The 18,064-nt window shown below is 58.6% G+C and carries 15 protein-coding genes; 7 read left to right on the forward strand and 8 right to left on the reverse strand.

What is annotated here, in order from left to right; all coding sequences use genetic code 11:
- Positions 1–174: 174 nt before the first annotated feature.
- The gene (locus tag B9A19_RS15420) at positions 175–1,533 is read right to left on the reverse strand and encodes a YdgA family protein (protein ID WP_084091809.1); all 1,359 of its coding nucleotides are present in this window, start codon (positions 1,531–1,533) and stop codon (positions 175–177) included.
- Between the two features lie 293 nt (positions 1,534–1,826).
- On the opposite strand from B9A19_RS15420, the gene B9A19_RS15425 reads away from it, so the two are divergent.
- Positions 1,827–2,948, forward strand: a complete 1,122-nt coding sequence (locus tag B9A19_RS15425; RefSeq protein WP_084091811.1) for a hypothetical protein — start codon at positions 1,827–1,829, stop codon at positions 2,946–2,948.
- Between the two features lie 121 nt (positions 2,949–3,069).
- On the forward strand, positions 3,070–4,188 hold the full coding sequence (locus B9A19_RS15430) for a hypothetical protein (RefSeq protein ID WP_084091813.1): 1,119 nt from the start codon (positions 3,070–3,072) through the stop codon (positions 4,186–4,188).
- Positions 4,189–4,433: 245 nt separating this feature from the next.
- On the opposite strand, the gene B9A19_RS15435 is transcribed toward B9A19_RS15430, so the two are convergent.
- From B9A19_RS15435 to B9A19_RS15445, 3 genes are all read right to left on the reverse strand, one after another.
- Positions 4,434–4,844 (reverse strand): hypothetical protein, encoded by a 411-nt coding sequence (locus B9A19_RS15435; RefSeq protein WP_084091816.1) that lies wholly within the window; start codon positions 4,842–4,844, stop codon positions 4,434–4,436.
- 76 nt (positions 4,845–4,920) lie between these two features.
- Positions 4,921–6,195 carry an O-acetylhomoserine aminocarboxypropyltransferase/cysteine synthase family protein gene (locus B9A19_RS15440; RefSeq protein ID WP_084091818.1) on the reverse strand — a complete coding sequence of 425 codons (1,275 nt, stop codon included), beginning with the start codon at positions 6,193–6,195 and terminating at the stop codon, positions 4,921–4,923.
- 174 nt (positions 6,196–6,369) lie between these two features.
- The gene (locus B9A19_RS15445) at positions 6,370–7,800 is read right to left on the reverse strand and encodes a CotH kinase family protein (RefSeq protein ID WP_084091820.1); all 1,431 of its coding nucleotides are present in this window, start codon (positions 7,798–7,800) and stop codon (positions 6,370–6,372) included.
- A gap of 243 nt (positions 7,801–8,043) precedes the next feature.
- Between B9A19_RS15445 and B9A19_RS15450 the strand changes: the two genes are divergently transcribed.
- A complete protein-coding gene (locus tag B9A19_RS15450) occupies positions 8,044–9,387 on the forward strand; it encodes an AAA family ATPase (protein WP_084091833.1) in 1,344 nt (447 codons plus the stop codon).
- A 2-nt stretch (positions 9,388–9,389) separates the two neighbouring features.
- The gene (locus B9A19_RS22195; protein ID WP_139798888.1) at positions 9,390–10,127 is read left to right on the forward strand and encodes a polymorphic toxin type 37 domain-containing protein; all 738 of its coding nucleotides are present in this window, start codon (positions 9,390–9,392) and stop codon (positions 10,125–10,127) included.
- A 419-nt stretch (positions 10,128–10,546) separates the two neighbouring features.
- Here the strand turns inward: B9A19_RS22195 and B9A19_RS22200 are convergent, their stop codons facing one another.
- The 3 genes from B9A19_RS22200 to metH form a co-directional block, all read right to left on the reverse strand.
- Complete coding sequence (locus B9A19_RS22200; RefSeq protein ID WP_139798889.1) at positions 10,547–10,645, reverse strand: vitamin B12 dependent-methionine synthase activation domain-containing protein; 99 nt, start codon at positions 10,643–10,645, stop codon at positions 10,547–10,549.
- Positions 10,646–10,879: 234 nt separating this feature from the next.
- Positions 10,880–11,620 (reverse strand): hypothetical protein, encoded by a 741-nt coding sequence (locus B9A19_RS15455; RefSeq protein ID WP_084091837.1) that lies wholly within the window; start codon positions 11,618–11,620, stop codon positions 10,880–10,882.
- A gap of 134 nt (positions 11,621–11,754) precedes the next feature.
- Positions 11,755–15,471: a methionine synthase gene (metH, locus tag B9A19_RS15460; protein ID WP_084091839.1), complete on the reverse strand. Its 3,717-nt coding sequence runs from the start codon at positions 15,469–15,471 to the stop codon at positions 11,755–11,757.
- 168 nt (positions 15,472–15,639) lie between these two features.
- Between metH and B9A19_RS15465 the strand changes: the two genes are divergently transcribed.
- Entirely contained in the window at positions 15,640–16,080 is a 441-nt protein-coding gene (locus B9A19_RS15465) for a MerR family transcriptional regulator (protein WP_139798890.1), read from the forward strand.
- Positions 16,046–16,852: a carboxymuconolactone decarboxylase family protein gene (locus B9A19_RS22645; RefSeq protein WP_084091843.1), complete on the forward strand. Its 807-nt coding sequence runs from the start codon at positions 16,046–16,048 to the stop codon at positions 16,850–16,852. Before B9A19_RS15465 ends, B9A19_RS22645 begins: the two co-directional genes overlap by 35 nt.
- A 37-nt stretch (positions 16,853–16,889) precedes the next feature.
- Here B9A19_RS22645 and B9A19_RS15475 read toward each other — a convergent pair whose 3' ends face one another.
- A complete protein-coding gene (locus B9A19_RS15475) occupies positions 16,890–17,135 on the reverse strand; it encodes a GlsB/YeaQ/YmgE family stress response membrane protein (protein ID WP_084091844.1) in 246 nt (81 codons plus the stop codon).
- Between the two features lie 390 nt (positions 17,136–17,525).
- Between B9A19_RS15475 and B9A19_RS15480 the strand changes: the two genes are divergently transcribed.
- The gene (locus B9A19_RS15480) at positions 17,526–17,921 is read left to right on the forward strand and encodes a hypothetical protein (RefSeq protein WP_084091846.1); all 396 of its coding nucleotides are present in this window, start codon (positions 17,526–17,528) and stop codon (positions 17,919–17,921) included.
- The last annotated feature ends 143 nt before the right edge of the window (positions 17,922–18,064 follow it).

The following is an 18,064-nucleotide window of genomic DNA, read 5'->3' on the forward strand; positions in this document are numbered from 1 at the left end:
AAACAGCGGCACTCGCTGGTTTTATCCCACTCACCCCGCCCTCGCCACTGCGAGGGCGCCTCGCTGACGCTCGTCAGGGGTAGTCGCTGGCGAAAATGAAAAAGGGCTGTGGAATCCACAGCCCTTTTCTTTGGGGCGCCGGTTTGCAAACCGGCGCTCAGCGCTTGATGGCGATTACTCGCCCATCATCAGCTGTTCCATCGTCTTCTCTTTGCCGTTGATCTCGAACTTGCCGCCCTTGAGTGCCAGCTTGGCCTTGATCACTTTTTCGTCCGGCTCGATCAGGCCACGCGCCACACCTTGCTCCAGACCGGCAGCAAACGTGGCTTTCTGCATTTCAGCCTCTTCAGCCGGCACAAAGTCGTCGATCAGCTTTTCCACCACGGCGCGCGGCAGGTTCACCACCACGGCGGCATCCAGCTTGGGCAGCAGCGCCATCGGGTTCGGCACCGCCAGATCGGCTTCCTGGATGCCCTTGCCGGCCAGGTCAATCTGATAGCTGCCTTCACCAGCCGGGGTCTTGAGCTTGAACGCCAGCTTGATCGCCGGATCATGCTTGAGCAGGGCGATCACCAGGCTCTTGAGCTTGGCTTCATCGGCTTGATGATCGAATTTGCACTGCAACAGGCCTTCCTTCAGCGTGAGGTCGTTGTAGCTCTTGAGCGCAGCCGGGTCGATACGGTTGAAACCATAATCCACCGTCAGCGCGCCAACCGGCTTGCCCTTGACCACCAGATCGTTCGCCGCCACGTTGACGCCTGCTTCGATCAGGCCGTCCTTCAACTGGCTGCTGCTGGTCAGCACGGACTTGCCCAGCGAGAAATCAAGCGGCTCGCCATTGCTGTCCGTGAACTTGGCGTTGACGCCCGCCCAGGTCATGGTTTGCTTGCCCAGATAGACACCCTCTGCGGCGCGGGTTTGATCGCTTTCAAGATCAACGGCGGCGAACTGCATCGCCCCCTTGTCCTTGTCCTTGATCTCGAAACCGGCGAAAGTCACCTTGCTCTTGACCTTGTTCAGATCACGATCATATTGCACCGAGCCGTTGATGCCCTTCCAGGTGAAGTCACCCTTGCCGGCCTCGGTATAGGTCGCTTCAGGGCTGCTGAAGCTGGTGGTGATATCGCCGCTGAGCGGGATGGTGGTGTGAATGCTGAGCGGGGCCTTGCCCTTGAATACCTTGTCCAGCTCTGCCTTGGCCTCGGCGCTGTAGACGAATTCGGTGTCGATGCCGGCTGCAAACGGGTTGTGACGCACCACGTTGCGCACGGTGATCTCGGCGCCAGCGGGCAGGAACTTGCCCTCGGCAGCCGCAGCGTCACAGCCAAAACGGTAGGTGACGGTTTCGGTCGAGGTCCAGAAGCCCTTCTGGAAATCGCGCTTGCTCACCTTGATCAGCTCATAGCCCTTGAGCTGCGCGGCAACCGAATCGAGCTTGCCATCCACTTGTTGCCCGGTATACCAGGTTGCACCGGCAAAACCGCCTGCACCCAGCACCACGACCGCCGCAATGGCGCCAATCACTTTACTCATCTGCCAGTCCTTTCATTCGACGTGATAGCGACACGGCTTGCTTGTGGCATGCCAGCCGCCCTATGAATTTCTTAAAACTTTCAGAAGATATCAGTGTACAGGCAATTCCGGCAAGTTCGTCGTGGATTGATGTTGCATTTTCCCATGCTTCATTGGCGGCGCCTGCCATTGCAAGCGGTCTGTAACGTCCGGCGGTGCACTACAAATCAGGGATTCCTGCACCTTGTCCATTTTCCAACGCCTGATTACGATATGCTGACTTTTTGAAGCACAAGCGCCACTTGAACACACCAATGAAAAGATATCTTGCCCTGTTCGGCCTGCTGGCCTGCCTGCTCGCCGGCCACGCCCTGGCCGATGCGCCGGATGGCTGGTACTGGAACCAGCGCGAAGGCGGTACCGGCTTCATGTTTGAAGGGCAGGCGCACGTCGCCTTTGTGGCCTTCTTCGTCTTCGACGACAGCGGCAAGCCGGTCTGGTATGTAGCAACGGGGCCGCTGGTGCGCACGCTCGGTACAGCCACGTTCCAGGGCACACTGCTGCAATACCGCAACGGCCAGCCTGCCGATTCAACCGTCTATCGCACCCCCACGGCCAGTACGGTAAGCAGCGTGCGCATCGATTTCGATGCCAATGACACCGCAACGGTTTATCTGCCCACGCGCACCCTGAAAGCCACCCGCTTCAATTTTAGCGGCAGCAGCAAAGGCCCCAGCAATGTACAGCCCGAAACCGGCTGGTACTGGAACCCGCAGGAGGGCGGCCGTGGCTATGCCATCGAGGTGCAGGACAACAAGGTGTTCATGGCCATGTTTCATTACGCCAAAGATGGCTCGCCCACCTGGAACATCGCGCAGGGCGACCTCAGCAGTGGCTCGCTACGCGCCAACTTCGAAACTTATTCCAACGGCCAGACGTTGACAGGCACTTACCGCTTGCCCGCTCAGGTCAACGATGGCACCCAGTTCGATATCGCATTCAACGACCCGTGCCTGGGCATCGTGCATCGCAGCGACATGCCGGCCACGTCCATCCAGCGCTTTTCGTTCGCCGGCATGCCGGCCGGTGCTGAATGCCGGGCACGCAACACGCCGAACGCCATCGGGTTGCCAGGCACCTACCGCGGCTATTACAGCGGCCAGGACAGCGGATCATTCACGCTCGTGCTCGACAGCTACGGGCGCGTCAACGGCACCATGCAATCGAGCAGGACAGGAGGCACCTGGAGCACCAGCGGCACCAGCCTGCCCGATGGCAAACTCAACCTCACCACCACATTGGGGCCCGCCGGCACAGCAAGCTTCAACGGCACCATCAGGCTGATGAACAATTGCACACTGGTCGGCACCTGGACTAGTGCGGGCGGTCGCGGCGGCACGTTCAGCGGCGGCAAGGATGGCGGTAGCTGCTATTGAACGCGGCCGGCGGGGCGCGCACGCGCGCTTGTTAAGGTGACCCGGCAACCTTGTTTATCATCCAGCACAATATTACGATGCGCTGACCATTTCGAATGCCAGCCTTGCCCGGAGACACCTGATGAAAAAATATATTGCTACAGCCGGCCTGCTGGCCAGTCTGCTGGCCGGCCCTGCGCTGGCTGCGGCGACCACCGGCTGGTATTGGAACCCCAGCGAAGGCGGTACCGGCTTCATGTTCGAAACCCAGGGCAGCTCGGGCTTTGCCGGTTTCTTCCTGTATGACGATAGTGGCAAGCCGGTCTGGTATGTGGCCAGCGGTACCATCGCCACCAATGGCAGCATCAGCACGTTCCAGGGCACCTTGCAGCAATTCCGCAATGGCCAGCCGGCAAACTCGACAACGTATCGCACGCCGACGGCCAGCACGGTGGGCAATGTGCGCATCGACTTTGGCAGCGGCAACAATGCCACCGTTTATCTGCCGGCACGCACCATGCAGGCCACGCGCTATGACTTCAACGGCATCAGCGTGGGCGCAAATGCATCGCAGCCCGAAGTTGGCTGGTACTGGAACCCGCAAGAAGGCGGCCGTGGCTACGCCATTGAAGTGCAGAACGGCAAGGTTTTCCTGGCCATGTTCCACTACGCCAGCGATGGCTCGCCCACCTGGAATATCGTTCAGGGTGGCCTGAGCACCGGCGCAATGCGCGCCAACTTCGAGACTTACTACAACGGGCAGACGCTGAGCAGCAGCTACAAAGCCCCCACCCAGGTCATAGACGGCACGCAGTTCGACATTGATTTCAGCGACCCGTGTGTGGGTAGTGTGCACCTGAGCAATATGCCCACCACGCAAATCCAGCGCTTCTCGTTTGGCGGGCTGGCGGCTGGCCAGGAATGCCGCGCGCGCGCCAATGGCGTATCTGCCAAGATACCGGGTACCTACCGCGGTAACTACAGCGGCCAGGACTACGGCACCTTCCTTGTTCAGGTGGACGCTTATGGTCGCGTTTCCGGCAATGTGTATTCGGGCAAATACGGCGGCAGCTACGCCGCATACGGTCAAATCTCGCCGTCGGGCCAGCTCAGTGTAACCGCTGCAACCGGCATCGCGGGTAGCGCCAACTTCAGCGGGTCGATCAACACCAGCACCAGCTGCTCGACCTACGGCAGCTGGGTCTTCTATGGCACCACCGCGGGCGGCACCTTCAACGGCACCAAGGATGGCGGCTGCTAAGGCCTTGCTGGCCCGAGCACCATTGCTGCAAACCGACCGACATCAGGAACCCGGCCCAGCCGGGTTCTTGTCTTTTGTGGCGATTGAAACCACGGCCCGGCCTGATTGACCCCACACCCTCGCCACCGCGAGGGCGCCTCGCTGACGCTCGTCAGTGGCGCCTGCTTTGGCGCATACAGAATGCGGACATGGATGCGACGAAGCTGGGCAGCAAAGCATCCGTCCCCGGGACTTTGCTGCCACACTCACTGCAAGGTGCAATCCAGATGCCAGCGTTGCGCTTGCGGCAGCAGGCCGCTGGCGTGGCAATCCCATTGCGGGATGCCGGATGCGGATAAAGTGGCATGGCGGCGCAGTTGGCCCTTGCCTACCGGCAGGGTCAGCTCGGCCTTGCCGGCATCCCACGCCAGCTGGGCATGCGCGTCGTATTCGGGTTCATAGAGTTCGGCGCTGCCACCGGCTTGCGCCAGCGTAGCGGGCCAGCGGCCGTGCTGGCGGTACCAGGCATCCAGCAGCACGATCTGTGCATCGCTGCCGCGCCGGCCGAGCTGTGCCAGCTTGCGCTGCGCATCCTCCTGCACCACAGGCAGCATGATCTTCACCAGCAAACCACCCGCCAGTGCCAGCACTGCAATACTGATCCAGCCCGCTCGCATGCCTGTTCGATTGCTCCCTCTGGCTGCCATCCCACAGCCGGGGAATATGCCCCCGGCGATGGGAATGATGCGGCAATCAGCCGGCTGCAGCCAATGCCTGCTCGATATCGGCCAGGATATCGTCGATATGCTCGATGCCGATCGACAGGCGCACGGTTTCTTCGGTCACGCCGGCTTTCTTCAGTTCTTCCGGCGAGAGCTGGCGGTGCGTGGTGCTGGCCGGGTGGCATGCCAGGCTCTTGGCATCGCCAATGTTCACCAAGCGGGTGATGAGCTTGAGCGCATCCTGGAAGCGCGCGCCGGCCTCGCGGCCGCCCTTCACGCCAAAGGTCAGCAGACCCGATGCCTTGCCGCCGAAGTATTTGTCGATCAGCGGCTTGGATTCATGTCCCGGCAGGCCGGCGTAGTTCACCCATTCCACCGCGCGGTGGCCTTGCAGGTATTGCGCCACTTTCAGTGCGTTTTCGCTGTGGCGCTCAAGGCGCAGCGCCAGCGTTTCTAGCCCCTGCAGAATCAGGAAGGCGTTGAACGGGCTGAGCGCCGCGCCGGTATTGCGCAGCGGCACCACGCGCGCACGGCCGATATAGGCGGCCGGGCCGAGGGCCTCGGTATACACCACACCGTGGTAGCTCACGTCCGGCTCGTTCAGACGGCGGAAGCGCGCCTTGTGCTCGGCCCATGGAAACTTGCCCGAATCGACGATGATGCCGCCCACGCTGTTGCCGTGGCCGCCAATGTATTTGGTGAGCGAATGCACCACGATGTCGGCGCCGTGCTCGATCGGCCGGGTGAGGTACGGCGACGGTACGGTGTTGTCGACGATCAGCGGCAGGCCGTTGCGGTGCGCCACATCGGCAAACGCGCCGAAATCGACCACATTGCCCAGCGGGTTGCCGATGGATTCCACAAACACCGCCTTGGTGCGCGCATCGACCAGCTGGCTTAGCGATTCCGGGTCGCGGTAATCGACAAAGCGCACTTCGATGCCGTACTGCGGCAGCGTGTGCGCAAACAGGTTGTAGGTGCCGCCATACAGGGTGGGGGTAGCGATGATGTTGTCGCCCGCCTCGGCAATGGTCAGGATCGAATAGGTGATCGCCGCCTGGCCCGATGCCAGCGCCAGGCCGGCAATGCCGCCTTCCAGCGCGGCCACGCGCTTTTCCAGCACGTCGTTGGTAGGGTTCATGATGCGGGTGTAGATATTGCCCGCCACTTTCAAGTCGAACAGATCCGCGCCGTGCTGCGTATCGTCAAAGGCGTAGCTCACGGTCTGGTAGATCGGCACCGCCACCGACTTGGTGGTGGGATCCGGGCTGTAGCCGGCGTGGATGGCTTGGGACTCGAACTTCATGACGACCTCCTGAGTTGAATTCTGCGCAGCGGGTAAGCTGGCAAGCAATCTAACAGCAGGATGGCAATCGCGGAATGAAATTTGAATGATTTCCTTATAACCTGCGCGCGACCTCACAGCAGGCAACAGCGCCTGTGGCTGCCCGGCTGGGCCGGGCAGCTTGCTCGCGGTCGTTCAGGCCGCTGACGGCGATGGTGCGGGCGTCGGCGACGGGGCCGGCGTCGGCACAAAGCCCGATTGCGCCTTGAGCATGGCCGCCAGATTGGCGCCGATCCAGGTCAGGCGCGCCTGCAGATAGCTGGTGAGCTGGGTAACCTCTGCCGTGTAGTTGGCAATGGGCTGGTTATAGGCACTGGGCCAGCGTGCACAATCACGCGCCAGCGCACCCGAGCTGGTAATGGCCGCCACCTGCGTGGTCACAAAATCGGTATACCAGTCTGCCGTCAGCACGCCGCCCTTTGCGCTGTGCTGTTGCCACAGATCCCACACCGTCTGGCAGAACTGCTGATCCCACGGCAGCACCACCCACCACACCGGGCACTGGCCGGTGATCTCGAACAGCCAGCCATCCGGCGACGGATACGGCGAGCTGGTACCCAGGCTAGCCACGTTGCCGTAGGACTTGTTCTTGTCCCACAGCGGGCCGGCCTGGCACGTGTTCTGGTTTTTCACCATGAAGGTGCTCTTGTGGTAGCCATCTTCATCGCGGGCGATTTCATTGAGCAGGAAATACACCGCGAAGGACTGGTAATCGGTATACGGGCGCACCGTTTGCCAGCTGGATTCGGGCACGGTGAGCGGCGCGCTGTTGTAGCTGTCGTAAATGGCGGCAAACGCCCCGCCCCAGTTGGCGCCCGAGCCGTTATACCAGTTGTCCAGCAAGGTGGTAATCGCGGCCGGATCACTGCTGCTGCTGATGTCGGCCTGCTCCGGCTCGTACACCTGCACATTGGCGGTCAGCGTGAGATTGGGGCCGGGGAAGGCGTAGTACTTCGATTCCAGCTGATTGAGCTGCAGGATGGCGTAATCGCCGGTGATGTTGTCGCCATCGTAGGGCAGATCGATGCGGTAAGTCTGAAAGCGCACCTTGTCCAGGTTCAGATACAGGCCATGATAATCGTTGGCCAGAATCGCCTGCATGCCCGCCGCCGTAGTCACATCGGCAGTGTGATCGCACAGGAACAGCTCGAAATAGCACCACGCCGGCGCGTACTGCTTGAGCTGGCTCTGCGCGCTGAAGGTAAGCGGGTTGCGCACCAGCGTGAAATCCATCGCGCCACAATCATTGAACACCCAGTGCTTGCCCTTGCCCGGCATACCCAGAAAATTGCCGCTGGCCGGCTCATGCTTGAGCTTGACCGAGAACTGCTTCTTGGGGAGTGATGCCGTGGCCATGCCGCGGATATGCATCTTGGCCTCGACACACACCGCGCTGCCGGTCAGCGCACCGGTCTTGGCATCCAGAATCGACGCCGGCTGGCCGTTGCCGGTGACATACCACAAGGTGACATCGGTATGGTCAGTACCCACCCCGCCCGGACCGGTAGGGATGACGAACACGACGGGGTTGGCAAAGGTGCTGTTGGGTGCGGGTGTGTTGCTCATTGTGGGTGCTCATGCGGTGGAATGAGTACTCTTGATAAGCAAGTGGTTGGGAAATGACAAGCTGTAAAAAAGGATGTCGTCAGACAAGAGTAGAAAAAACTACACTGATGTGCTTTCATGGGACTATAAGAGCTAGCTTGCGAGTCAAGGGCAATCACTGCTCGAACCGTACCCCTGCAGATCGAGTTGATGAAGATCATTCTCTGCAAAATATAATTCACTCAAAATTCAGACCCCACGCAAATGATAACGAGCATCGGCCTTAAAAAATTCAAAGCCTTCGACAAACTAGATGCAATAAATATTTCTTCATTAACTATTTTAATGGGAAAGAACAGCTCGGGAAAATCCTCGATTATCCAAAGCCTTTTGCTGCTAAAGCAAACACTGGAAAGTAATAGCAAACAGCAAGCACTGAACTTAGAGGGACGCTATCTTAAATACTCAAACATTCGCGAACTTGCATATGGCATGCCAACTGCCAAGCAGGCAAAAATAGCCTACGAATTCAAAAGCCAAGGAAAAGGCAAAAAAGAAACAACAATTTCAATAAAATTCAAAAACGAAATCATCAACGAAACATACCTACCCAAAATAGATTCTTTCGAAATAAAAATACCAGGTGAGAGATCACTAAATCTGCAAAATAGAGACCAAGTAAAAGAAAGACTAAAAAAGAGTGATTTTATCAATCTATTTAGGGATAAAAACCATGAAATTGTGTACAAAAATTTTATCCCAGAAACAATTACATTTCACAACCCGCCAGACTCTGACCGTAGAGACACGATTGTAGCCCCGTTCTCAATACTAAGTGACCTATATGATCCTATAAATGAATTAGCGAATACAATTCAAAATATCAAATACTTAAGCCCAACACGAGCAACACCACAAAGGGCCTATGTTCATTACTCAGAAAACGTTTCAGAGATACTTGAAGATGGAAGCAATGCCGCGCATTACTTCTGGGCAAACAGGAAAATGCAAGTTTTATGGAGAGGCGCTCAATATTCACTGCAAGATGCAGTAAACGAGTGCATTTCATGTGTCGGGCTCACCCAGAAGGTTCGTCCTGCAAAATCAGGTAAGTTGATCTATCAGATCATGGTAGAAATACCAAGCCCAGGAAAGAGCGTCACAATTGCAGATGTTGGCTTTGGCTATTCGCAAGTGTTGCCAACAATTCTAGCCGGGCTCACGCACGGGAAAGACAATTTAATACTAATTGAACAACCCGAGATTCATTTGCATCCTTCAAGCTGCGCAAATTTGGCAGATTTATTTCTCGGCCTCATTCAAGACAATAGAAAATTTCTAATTGAAACGCATAGCCAAGACTTCATCAACAGGCTTCGTCTTCGCGTAATTGAGAACCCTGAACTGGCAGAAAAAATTAATATCGTATTTATCGAAAACGAAGGGGCAAAAACAAAGACAAATCAATTTAAAATCGATGCGGAAGGTGCATTTCCAGCATGGCCAAATGGATTCTTGGATGAGTCGGAAAAATCGGCCAGAAGTATCATTAAGGCGAGAGCAGCATCACGCGCAAAGCCAGAAAAGAACAAAAGTGCGGAGGAGTAAAAATGGCAGCAATAACACTGTGCCCTAAAGAATTAATGACAAATGCACTTTCAAACAAAAAATCCGCGCAAAATTTTGAAGAAACTCAATTATTCCCAATACTAGAGCTTATTGAGGCATGCGAAGAAGCTGGAATTTCTCTTGTTTTCTCAAGAGAAATTCTTGGAGAAATAACAGAAAAAGCTCCTTGGGATGCTCAAGAAGAGAATATTCGATCATATTTGAATGACTGGTACAACGGGATCATTGTTCCTTTGCAAAAATGCACAAACCTTCTTACCGGAGGAGCCCCCCCGGAAGATATTTGCGACCAAATATCAGATACAAATATACACAATCACTTCAAGGATTTAATTTCACAACTTGATACCGATTCAACGAAAATTCTTGGGAAGTCGCTTTTTAGCATATATGCAACAAACCCTTGCCCCGAAAACCCAAAATGTGGGAATGGGTTACTAATTCACGGGTTCCCAAAAGACAAAGAAAATTTAAAAAAAATTAAATACCCAATATATCTCATATATCCGATAGAGCTGCCAGCCGATGGCCCCAATCCATTTACCCCCCCCAAAAACTGGGATAAATCTGGAAGTCCACAAAGATCTTCAGCCGACAACGGATATGTGGATCGAACAGGGCGCTCATGGTGCTGGGATAAAATGCATAATGACCACTGGGACGTTCAGCTAAAAAACGGCAGTCATCTAAATATTTTTCCAAACGGTACGGAGAGATAGTCCGCACAAGAAATCTAGGCATACAACTAACTCTCATTCATCGATATTCAATACGACTCTTTGCGCGCATCTCCCAAAGAGCACTTCCAAAAGCCTAATTATGTGGAACTCTAAAGGCCTAAATCGGTTTACTATACAATCGGCCGAATTGAGAAATTGGTTTTTGGAAGTACGCCCAATAGATGTCAATCGTACCACTTTCAGAAAACAGCAAGGTCTCTCGCTGCAACAGGTGCGTGGATTCAACAAAGAAACGCCATTACCGCACGCTCCCAAACTGTTTAGGACTCGGCAGTGCCAGGCCCTTGGTACTGTTCATTTGCAACAGAGGGCAAATAAACTCAATCGTTGTACCCCAAGTTGGGTGCCAAATCGCGCTCTACCCGCTCCATGCTCACCCCACGGCGCTGCGCGTAGCTTTACACCTGCTCCTTGTCGATCTTGCACGCCGCAAAGTACTGCGGGTGGCTGAAATAGGTGCCGCTCACTGCTACCGTGGGCAACATGGCGTAGCTCACGCCTGGTAAGCCGGTACCACCACCGGCCCGGTGGCGGAATCAGGGCTACAGCCAGCATGGCGGGCTTGAGGCTCGAGCTTCATTGCACATTGCTGACCTTGATGCACCAAACAGGGCCCATATCGCAATCTAGCAGGAAGCAGGTCGAGCCCCGATGAAATCATGGATGCCCTGCCTGGCCCGATCGGCGATTTACCCCGGGCGAGTTGCACATTGGCAGCCCTGCCCGCCGGTTTATTTGGCGTGCGCCTGTTGCGCTGCTTCAACAGTCGCTTGCGCGCTGGAGGTTGCCGCGACAAACAACGCCAGGTGGGCAGCCGGCGCTTCGCCGTTCACGATACGGCCAACCGCGTCGCTGTAGTCATCAACCGCCACTTCCAGGCTCAGCGCGTATTGCGGCTTGCCCGCTTTGCCAAACACATGCTGCAGATAGGAGTGGGAACCACAGAGGATTTCCCAGCCGGTGCGGTCGCCTTCCGGCATGCTCGGTACCCGCTTCAGGAAGGCATTCCATGCCTTGCTGCCAAAGGCGCGCTTGGCCGAGGCCACATCAAAATTCCCGCACTCCTTGACGTTCGCGCGGCCGGTGGGCGCGGGGTAAATGCTGCCCTGCTTGCTGTCGAGTGGATAGCCCGCCTGGGTAAAGTAGCCGTGGCTGCCGTAGTAGGTCTTGTAAACGTCATCGCCACGACGCGAGGCAAACTCGAGCTTGTAGCCCCACAGCTTGCCTTGCTTGTCGAAATAGACATACGCGCCGTTGATCTTGTCCGCCGCCAGCTGCGGCGGCAAGGTCTTCTGGAAATAGCTGACCGGTGCCTCAAACGCGCCCTGATACATCGATTCTTCGAGTGCGCCAAGTTTGCCGACCTTGGCCGACACCTGCGCCTGGGTGCTGCCAATCAGCTCCTGACCAAGACCGATTTCTGCCTGTGCTGCCCCGGCAAGCAGCAGTACCGCGAGTGCAATTGCGCGCATGACCCATTCATCCAGATAAAGTGAGGGCCGAATTATTTCTCACGCAGAAAGCAAATACAAAACAAACACAAAAATTGTTGCAAAGAAGCGCAAGACTTCCAGGCAACCGGCGGTGACTGCGCACCGCCGCTTGATCAGGCGTTGTAGCCCAGATTCGGCGCCAGATCGCGCTCTGCCTGCTCCACCGTCACCCCACGGCGCTGCGCGTAGCTTTCCACCTGATCCTTGTCGATCTTGCCCACCGCAAAGTATTGCGACTGCGGGTGGCTGAAGTAGAAGCCGCTCACCGCTGCCGTCGGCAGCATGGCGTAGCCTTCGGTCAGCGTCATGCCGATGCTGTTGGCGTCGAGGATTTCGAACAGGCCGGTCTTGGCGGTATGGTCCGGGCAGGCCGGGTAGCCCGGGGCCGGGCGGATGCCGCTGTATTGCTCGTCGGTCAGCTCGTCCACGCTGAGCTGTTCGTCGGCGGCGTAGCCCCACAGCTCCTTGCGCACCTTTTCGTGCATGTATTCGGCAAAGCCTTCGGCAAAGCGGTCGGCCAGCGCCTTGACCATGATGGCGCTGTAGTCGTCGTTGGCGTCTTCAAAGGCTTTTACATGCGGGTCGATGCCGATGCCGCCGGTGACGGCAAACGCGCCGATATAGTCCTGCACGCCGCTGTCCTTGGGGGCCACGAAGTCGGCCAGGCACCAGTTGGGTTTGCCGGCGGCCTTGATGTTTTGCTGGCGCAGGTTGTGCCAGCTCATCAGCTTGTTACCGCTGACCGGGTCGTAGATTTCGATGTCGTCATCCACGCTGGCAGCCGGGAACAGGCCGACCACGCCATTGGCGGAAATCCAGTTGCCGGCCACCAGTTCACGCAGCATCTTTTGTGCATCGGCAAACAGCGCGCGGGCCGATTCGCCCACTACTTCGTCCTGCAGAATCTTGGGGTACTTGCCGAACAGCTCCCACGCGTTGAAGAACGGGCTCCAGTCGATATAGGGCTCGATGGCTTCCAGCGGCACGTTTTCAAACTTGAACACGCCCAGTTGCTTGGGTTTGGGCGGAGTGTAGCTGGCCCAGTTGAACTTGAAACCATTGGCGCGCGCATCGGCCAGCGGCAGGAACTTGCTGCGGTCCTTGTTGGCGTGGATGTGGCGGATATTGGCGTATTCGTCGCGCACCTTGCCGACGAAAGCAGGCTTGAGTTCGTCCGACAGCAGGTTGGAGCACACGCCGACGGCGCGGCTGGCGTCCGGCACGTAGATCACGTGGCCGCTCGGGTAATTGGGCTCGATCTTGACCGCAGTGTGCACCTTGCTGGTGGTGGCGCCGCCGATCAGCAGCGGGATATCAAAGCCCTGCCGCTCCATTTCCTTGCCCATATGGGCCATTTCTTCCAGCGACGGCGTGATCAGGCCACTCAGACCGATGATGTCCGCGCCGATTTCTTTGGCGGTATCGAGGATCTTCTGCGCCGGCACCATCACGCCCAGATCGGTCACCTGGTAGTTGTTGCAGCGGAGCACCACCCCGACGATGTTCTTGCCGATGTCGTGCACGTCGCCCTTCACCGTGGCCATCACGATCTTGCCCTTGGCCGGCGCATCGGCGAGGCCCATGCGGATTTTTTCTTCCTCGATGAAGGGTTCGAGGTGGGCCACCGCCGCCTTCATTACGCGGGCGGATTTCACCACCTGCGGCAAAAACATCTTGCCGGCGCCGAACAGGTCGCCCACGTGGTTCATGCCGGTCATCAGCGGGCCTTCGATCACGTGGATGGGGCGTTCTGCCGCCAAACGGGCTTCCTCGGTATCTTCGACGATGAAGGTAGTGATGCCCTTCACCAGTGCGTGGGTAATGCGCTCTTGCAAGGTGCCGTTGCGCCAGCTCAGGTCTTCGCCCTTGGCGGCGTTGGCGTCGCCCTTGAACGATTCGGCCAGCGCAATCAGCGCTTCGGTGGCGGCCAGCGGGTCGCTGGTCTGGTTCTTCATCAACACGACATCTTCGATCGCGTCGCGCAGCGTTTGCGGTACTTCCTCGTACACTTCCAGCGCACCGGCGTTGACGATGCCCATCGTCATGCCCTGCTGGATGGCGTGGTAGAGGAATACGGCGTGGATGGCCTCGCGCACCTTGTTGTTGCCACGGAACGAGAACGATACGTTGGATACGCCGCCGGAAATCTTGGCGTGCGGCAGGTTCTGCTTGATCCAGCCGGTGGCTTCGATGAAGTCGAGGCCGTAGCGCGCGTGCTCTTCAATGCCGGTGGCGACGGCGAAGATATTGGGGTCGAAAATGATGTCTTCCGGCGGGAAGCCCACTTCATCGACCAGGATGCGGTAGCTCTTTTCGCAAATCTCGACCTTGCGCGCAAAGGTATCAGCCTGGCCCACTTCGTCGAAGGCCATCACGATCACCGCCGCGCCATAGCGGCGCAGCAGCCTGGCGTGGTGAATGAACTGATCGACGCCCTCTTTCATCGAGATCGAGTTGACGATGCACTTGCCCTGCACGCACTTGAGGCCAGCCTCGATTACGTCCCACTTGGACGAGTCGATCATGATGGGCACGCGCGAGATATCCGGCTCGGCCGCCACCAGATTCAGGAACGTCACCATGGCCTTGTGGGCATCCAGCATGCCCTCGTCCATATTGATGTCGATCACCTGCGCGCCGGCTTCCACCTGCTGGCGCGCCACTTCCAGCGCGGCCGGGTAATCGCCGTTCAGGATCAGCCGCGCAAATGCCTTGGAGCCGGTGACGTTGGTACGCTCGCCGACGTTGACGAACAGATCGCTGTCGCCAATGTTGAACGGCTCCAGGCCGGAGAGGCGGCACTTGGCCTCGATCTGCGGCAGCGGGCGCGGTGCAACGTCTTTTACCGCCTGGTAGATGGCAGCGATATGCGCCGGCGTGGTACCGCAGCAGCCACCAACGATGTTGATCAGGCCCGATTGCGCCCACTCGCGCACGTTGTCGGCCATTTCTTCCGGGCCAAGATCATAGCCGCCAAAGGCATTGGGCAAGCCGGCATTGGCATGCACCGACACATAGGTATCGGAAATGCGCGACATTTCTTCCACATACGGGCGCAGCAGGTCCGGCCCCAGCGCGCAGTTCAGGCCAAACGAGATCGCGTCGGCATGGTGCAGCGAGTTGTAGAACGCCTCGGTGGTCTGGCCGGTGAGGGTACGGCCGGACTGGTCGGTAATGGTGCCGGACACCATGATGGGCAGCCGCTCGGTTTCCGGGTGCTGATCAAAGTAGGTGTGGATGGCAAACACCGCCGCCTTGGCGTTCAACGTGTCGAAAATGGTTTCGACCAGCAGCAGATCGGCGCCGCCCTTTACCAGACCGTCGATGGCCTCCAGATAGCTGGTGACCAGCTCGTCAAACGTCACATTGCGATAGCCGGGGTCGTTCACGTCCGGGCTGATCGAGCAGGTGCGGTTGGTGGGGCCGAGTACGCCGGCGCAGAAACGCGGCTTGTGCGGCGTTTTGGCCGTTTGCGCCACGCACAGGTCCTTCACCAGCTTGGCAGACGCGTAGTTCAGCTCCCACACCAGGCTTTCCATCTCGTAGTCGGCCATGGCGATGGAAGTGCCGTTGAAGCTGTTGGTCTCGATGATGTCGGCGCCGGCATCGAGGTATTGCTGGTGGATGGCGCCGATGATGTCGGGCTGGGTGAGTACCAGCAGGTCGTTGTTGCCCTTTACGTCGCAATGCCAGTCGGCAAAACGCTCGCCACGGTAGGCCGCTTCGTCCAGCGTGTATTGCTGAATCATCGTGCCCATGCCGCCATCCAGGATCAGGATGCGGTCGTTCAGCAGGGCTTGGATTTGGGCTTGGCGCGTGGTGGCGGTCATGGGCGTGTGGGGCAAAAGCAAAATAGCCGACCATTTTAACCTGACAGCGCCATTTTTCCCCGTAAAAACAATGCAAACTGACCGCAGGTACGGCGGTACCGCCGCAAACGGGGCGCAGCACGATGCGCTTGCGTTAGAGTGCACTCCAACTTTTACGCTGTGCAAACCATGATGCTTTCAATTCGCGACGTTGCCACGCAGACCGGGCTGACCGCCCATACGCTGCGCTATTACGAGGCCATCGGTCTGCTGGGGCCCATCAGCCGCTCGCGCAGCGGCCAGCGCCAGTACAGCCCGGCCGACCTCAACTGGCTGGCGTTTTTGCTGCGGCTGCGCAGCACCGGCATGGGCATACGCGACATGCAGCGCTACGCCACGCTGCGCCGCGAGGGTGCCACGCTGCAGAGCGTGCAGCAGCGCGAAGCCCTGCTGGTGCAGCACGCCGCGCGGCTGGAGGATGAAATCGGTCAGCTGCAGCAAACGCTGGCGGTACTGCACGACAAGATCGCGCTGTACCGCACGCAGGCGGGCGAGCTGAAAGCATCGTGTTCTTTTCCATCGCAAGGAGCACAGCATGCAAGCACTGCACACCCCGAACCCGATCACTGACGCCGCCGAGCGCTACCAAGCCGGGCTGGCGCGGCTGCGCGAGGTCGATGCCGAAGCTGGCGAAAAGGTAATCGCCAGCCTGGCCGGCATCGCCCCCGATCTGGGGCGCTACATCATTGATTTCGGCTTTGGCGAGATTTACCGCCGCCCGGGGCTGAGCCTGGGCCAGCGCGAGCTGGCCACCGTGGCCATGCTGGCCGCCATGGGCACGGCCACGCCGCAGCTCAAGGTGCATTTGCACGCGGCGCTGAATGTGGGGCTGAGCGAGCAGGAAATCATCGAAGCATTGATCCAGTGCGCGCTCTACGCGGGCTTTCCTGCCGCGCTGAACGCGGTCTTTGCCGCGCGCGACGTGTTTGCCGAGCACCAGCCGCCTGCCCCGCCGCTGGCGCCGCTGGCGGTAGCACGGGCCTTTGTGGCCAGCCTGCAGACCGGCCAGCCCGCGTTGCACCTGTTGAGCGACGATGTGCACTGGCAGGTGCCGGGCGACCGCGCGCAAGTGCCGTGGGCCGGCGAGCGGCACGGCAAGGCCGAGGTCACCCAATGGCTGGGGGAAGTGGCCGCTGCCGGCACGCCGCTGCACCTCACCGCCACGCGCTGGTATGAGGGGGAGGACGAAGCGCTGCTGCGCGGCCGCTTGGGCTACCGCTACCGCAACGGGCGGGAATACGAAGGGGAATTCGTGATGCGTTTTGTGGTGCAGGGTGGCTTGATCCGCGCCTATCAAATTCATGAGGACAGTGCCGCCATCGCTGCAGCCTGGCTGGCGTAACAACGATTGCCCGGCCAGCGGCCGGGCAACATGCCGATCACGCCTTCTTGATCAGGCGTACCACCACGATGAGCAAGACCGCGCCGCAGGTGGCCACGATCAAGCGCCCCAGGGTGCCGCTACCGGCGCCAAAGCCCAGAAAGCTGAACACCGAGCCGCCGACCATGGAGCCCAACACACCCAGGATCATGTTGCCCAGCAGGCCAAAGCCCCCGCCACGCACCAGCGTGCCGGCCAGCCAGCCGGCCACGATGCCGATCAGCAAAAACCACAGGAAATGCATAGTCAGCTCCTTGTATTTGCGACGCATTTGCCGCTTGTCGTCTTAGGGCCTGTTAACACTTATTTCGCGCTTGCGCTGGGCCGCAAAGAGGTCAGCTACAAGGCACGCAACGCGGCAATAACCGGTTATTGCCAAGGCGCGTAACGCCGTAGATGGCCTCTTTGCGGCCCAGCCCTGCGGGTTCGGGGTATTTCGGGCGGTTCGCTGCGTTGCAAACCGCTTGCGGTACCCGTACCGCGGCGCGTTCTGCGCCTTGCGCTCCATCCCGAACTACCCCGAACGCAAGCGTGAAATAAGTGTTAACAGGCCCTAGTTTCCGCCGGTCTGCCTGACAGCAGCAAGGCATTCTTCACGCGTATGATAGAGACAATGTCGTGATGGAGTCGTGACATGGCCAACATTGGCAATATACAGCGCACCACCGCCACGCAAACCACCCAGACAGCGGTGGAGCGCAACGGGCAAACGCAGCAGGCGCGCAGCAACCGGCAGGAATCGCTGACGGTCAGCAAGCAGCAGGCAGACCGGGTGACGATCTCGCAGCAAGGCCAGCAACGGCTGCAGGCCGAGAGCAATATCAATCGTTCCAACGCCAACGCCCGCACCCAGCAGGCCAATACGCAAACGCAGGTGGACGCACAACGCACCGTAGAGCGCCGCCGCAATGCCGAAGCCACAGAAAATCAGGCGCAGCAGCGCCGTATCGACCAGGCCGCGCAAGCCCCGGTCAAGGCCCCGACGCCGCCCGAGCCGAACAAGGGCAACAATATCGATGTCCGGGCCTAGGCCCGCGTCTTTCCAGCTTCAAGGGCCGCACATGCGGCCCTGATCGTTTGTGACGCCACCCACAAGATTGCCATGCTTCGCGCAGGGCGCAATAGCGCAGCGTAATGCGCCACAGCAACCATTCGTTTGCCACCACGTATGCT

It is taken from the genome of Andreprevotia lacus DSM 23236 (assembly GCF_900176275.1).
In the GTDB taxonomy this organism is placed as follows: domain Bacteria; phylum Pseudomonadota; class Gammaproteobacteria; order Burkholderiales; family Chitinibacteraceae; genus Andreprevotia; species Andreprevotia lacus.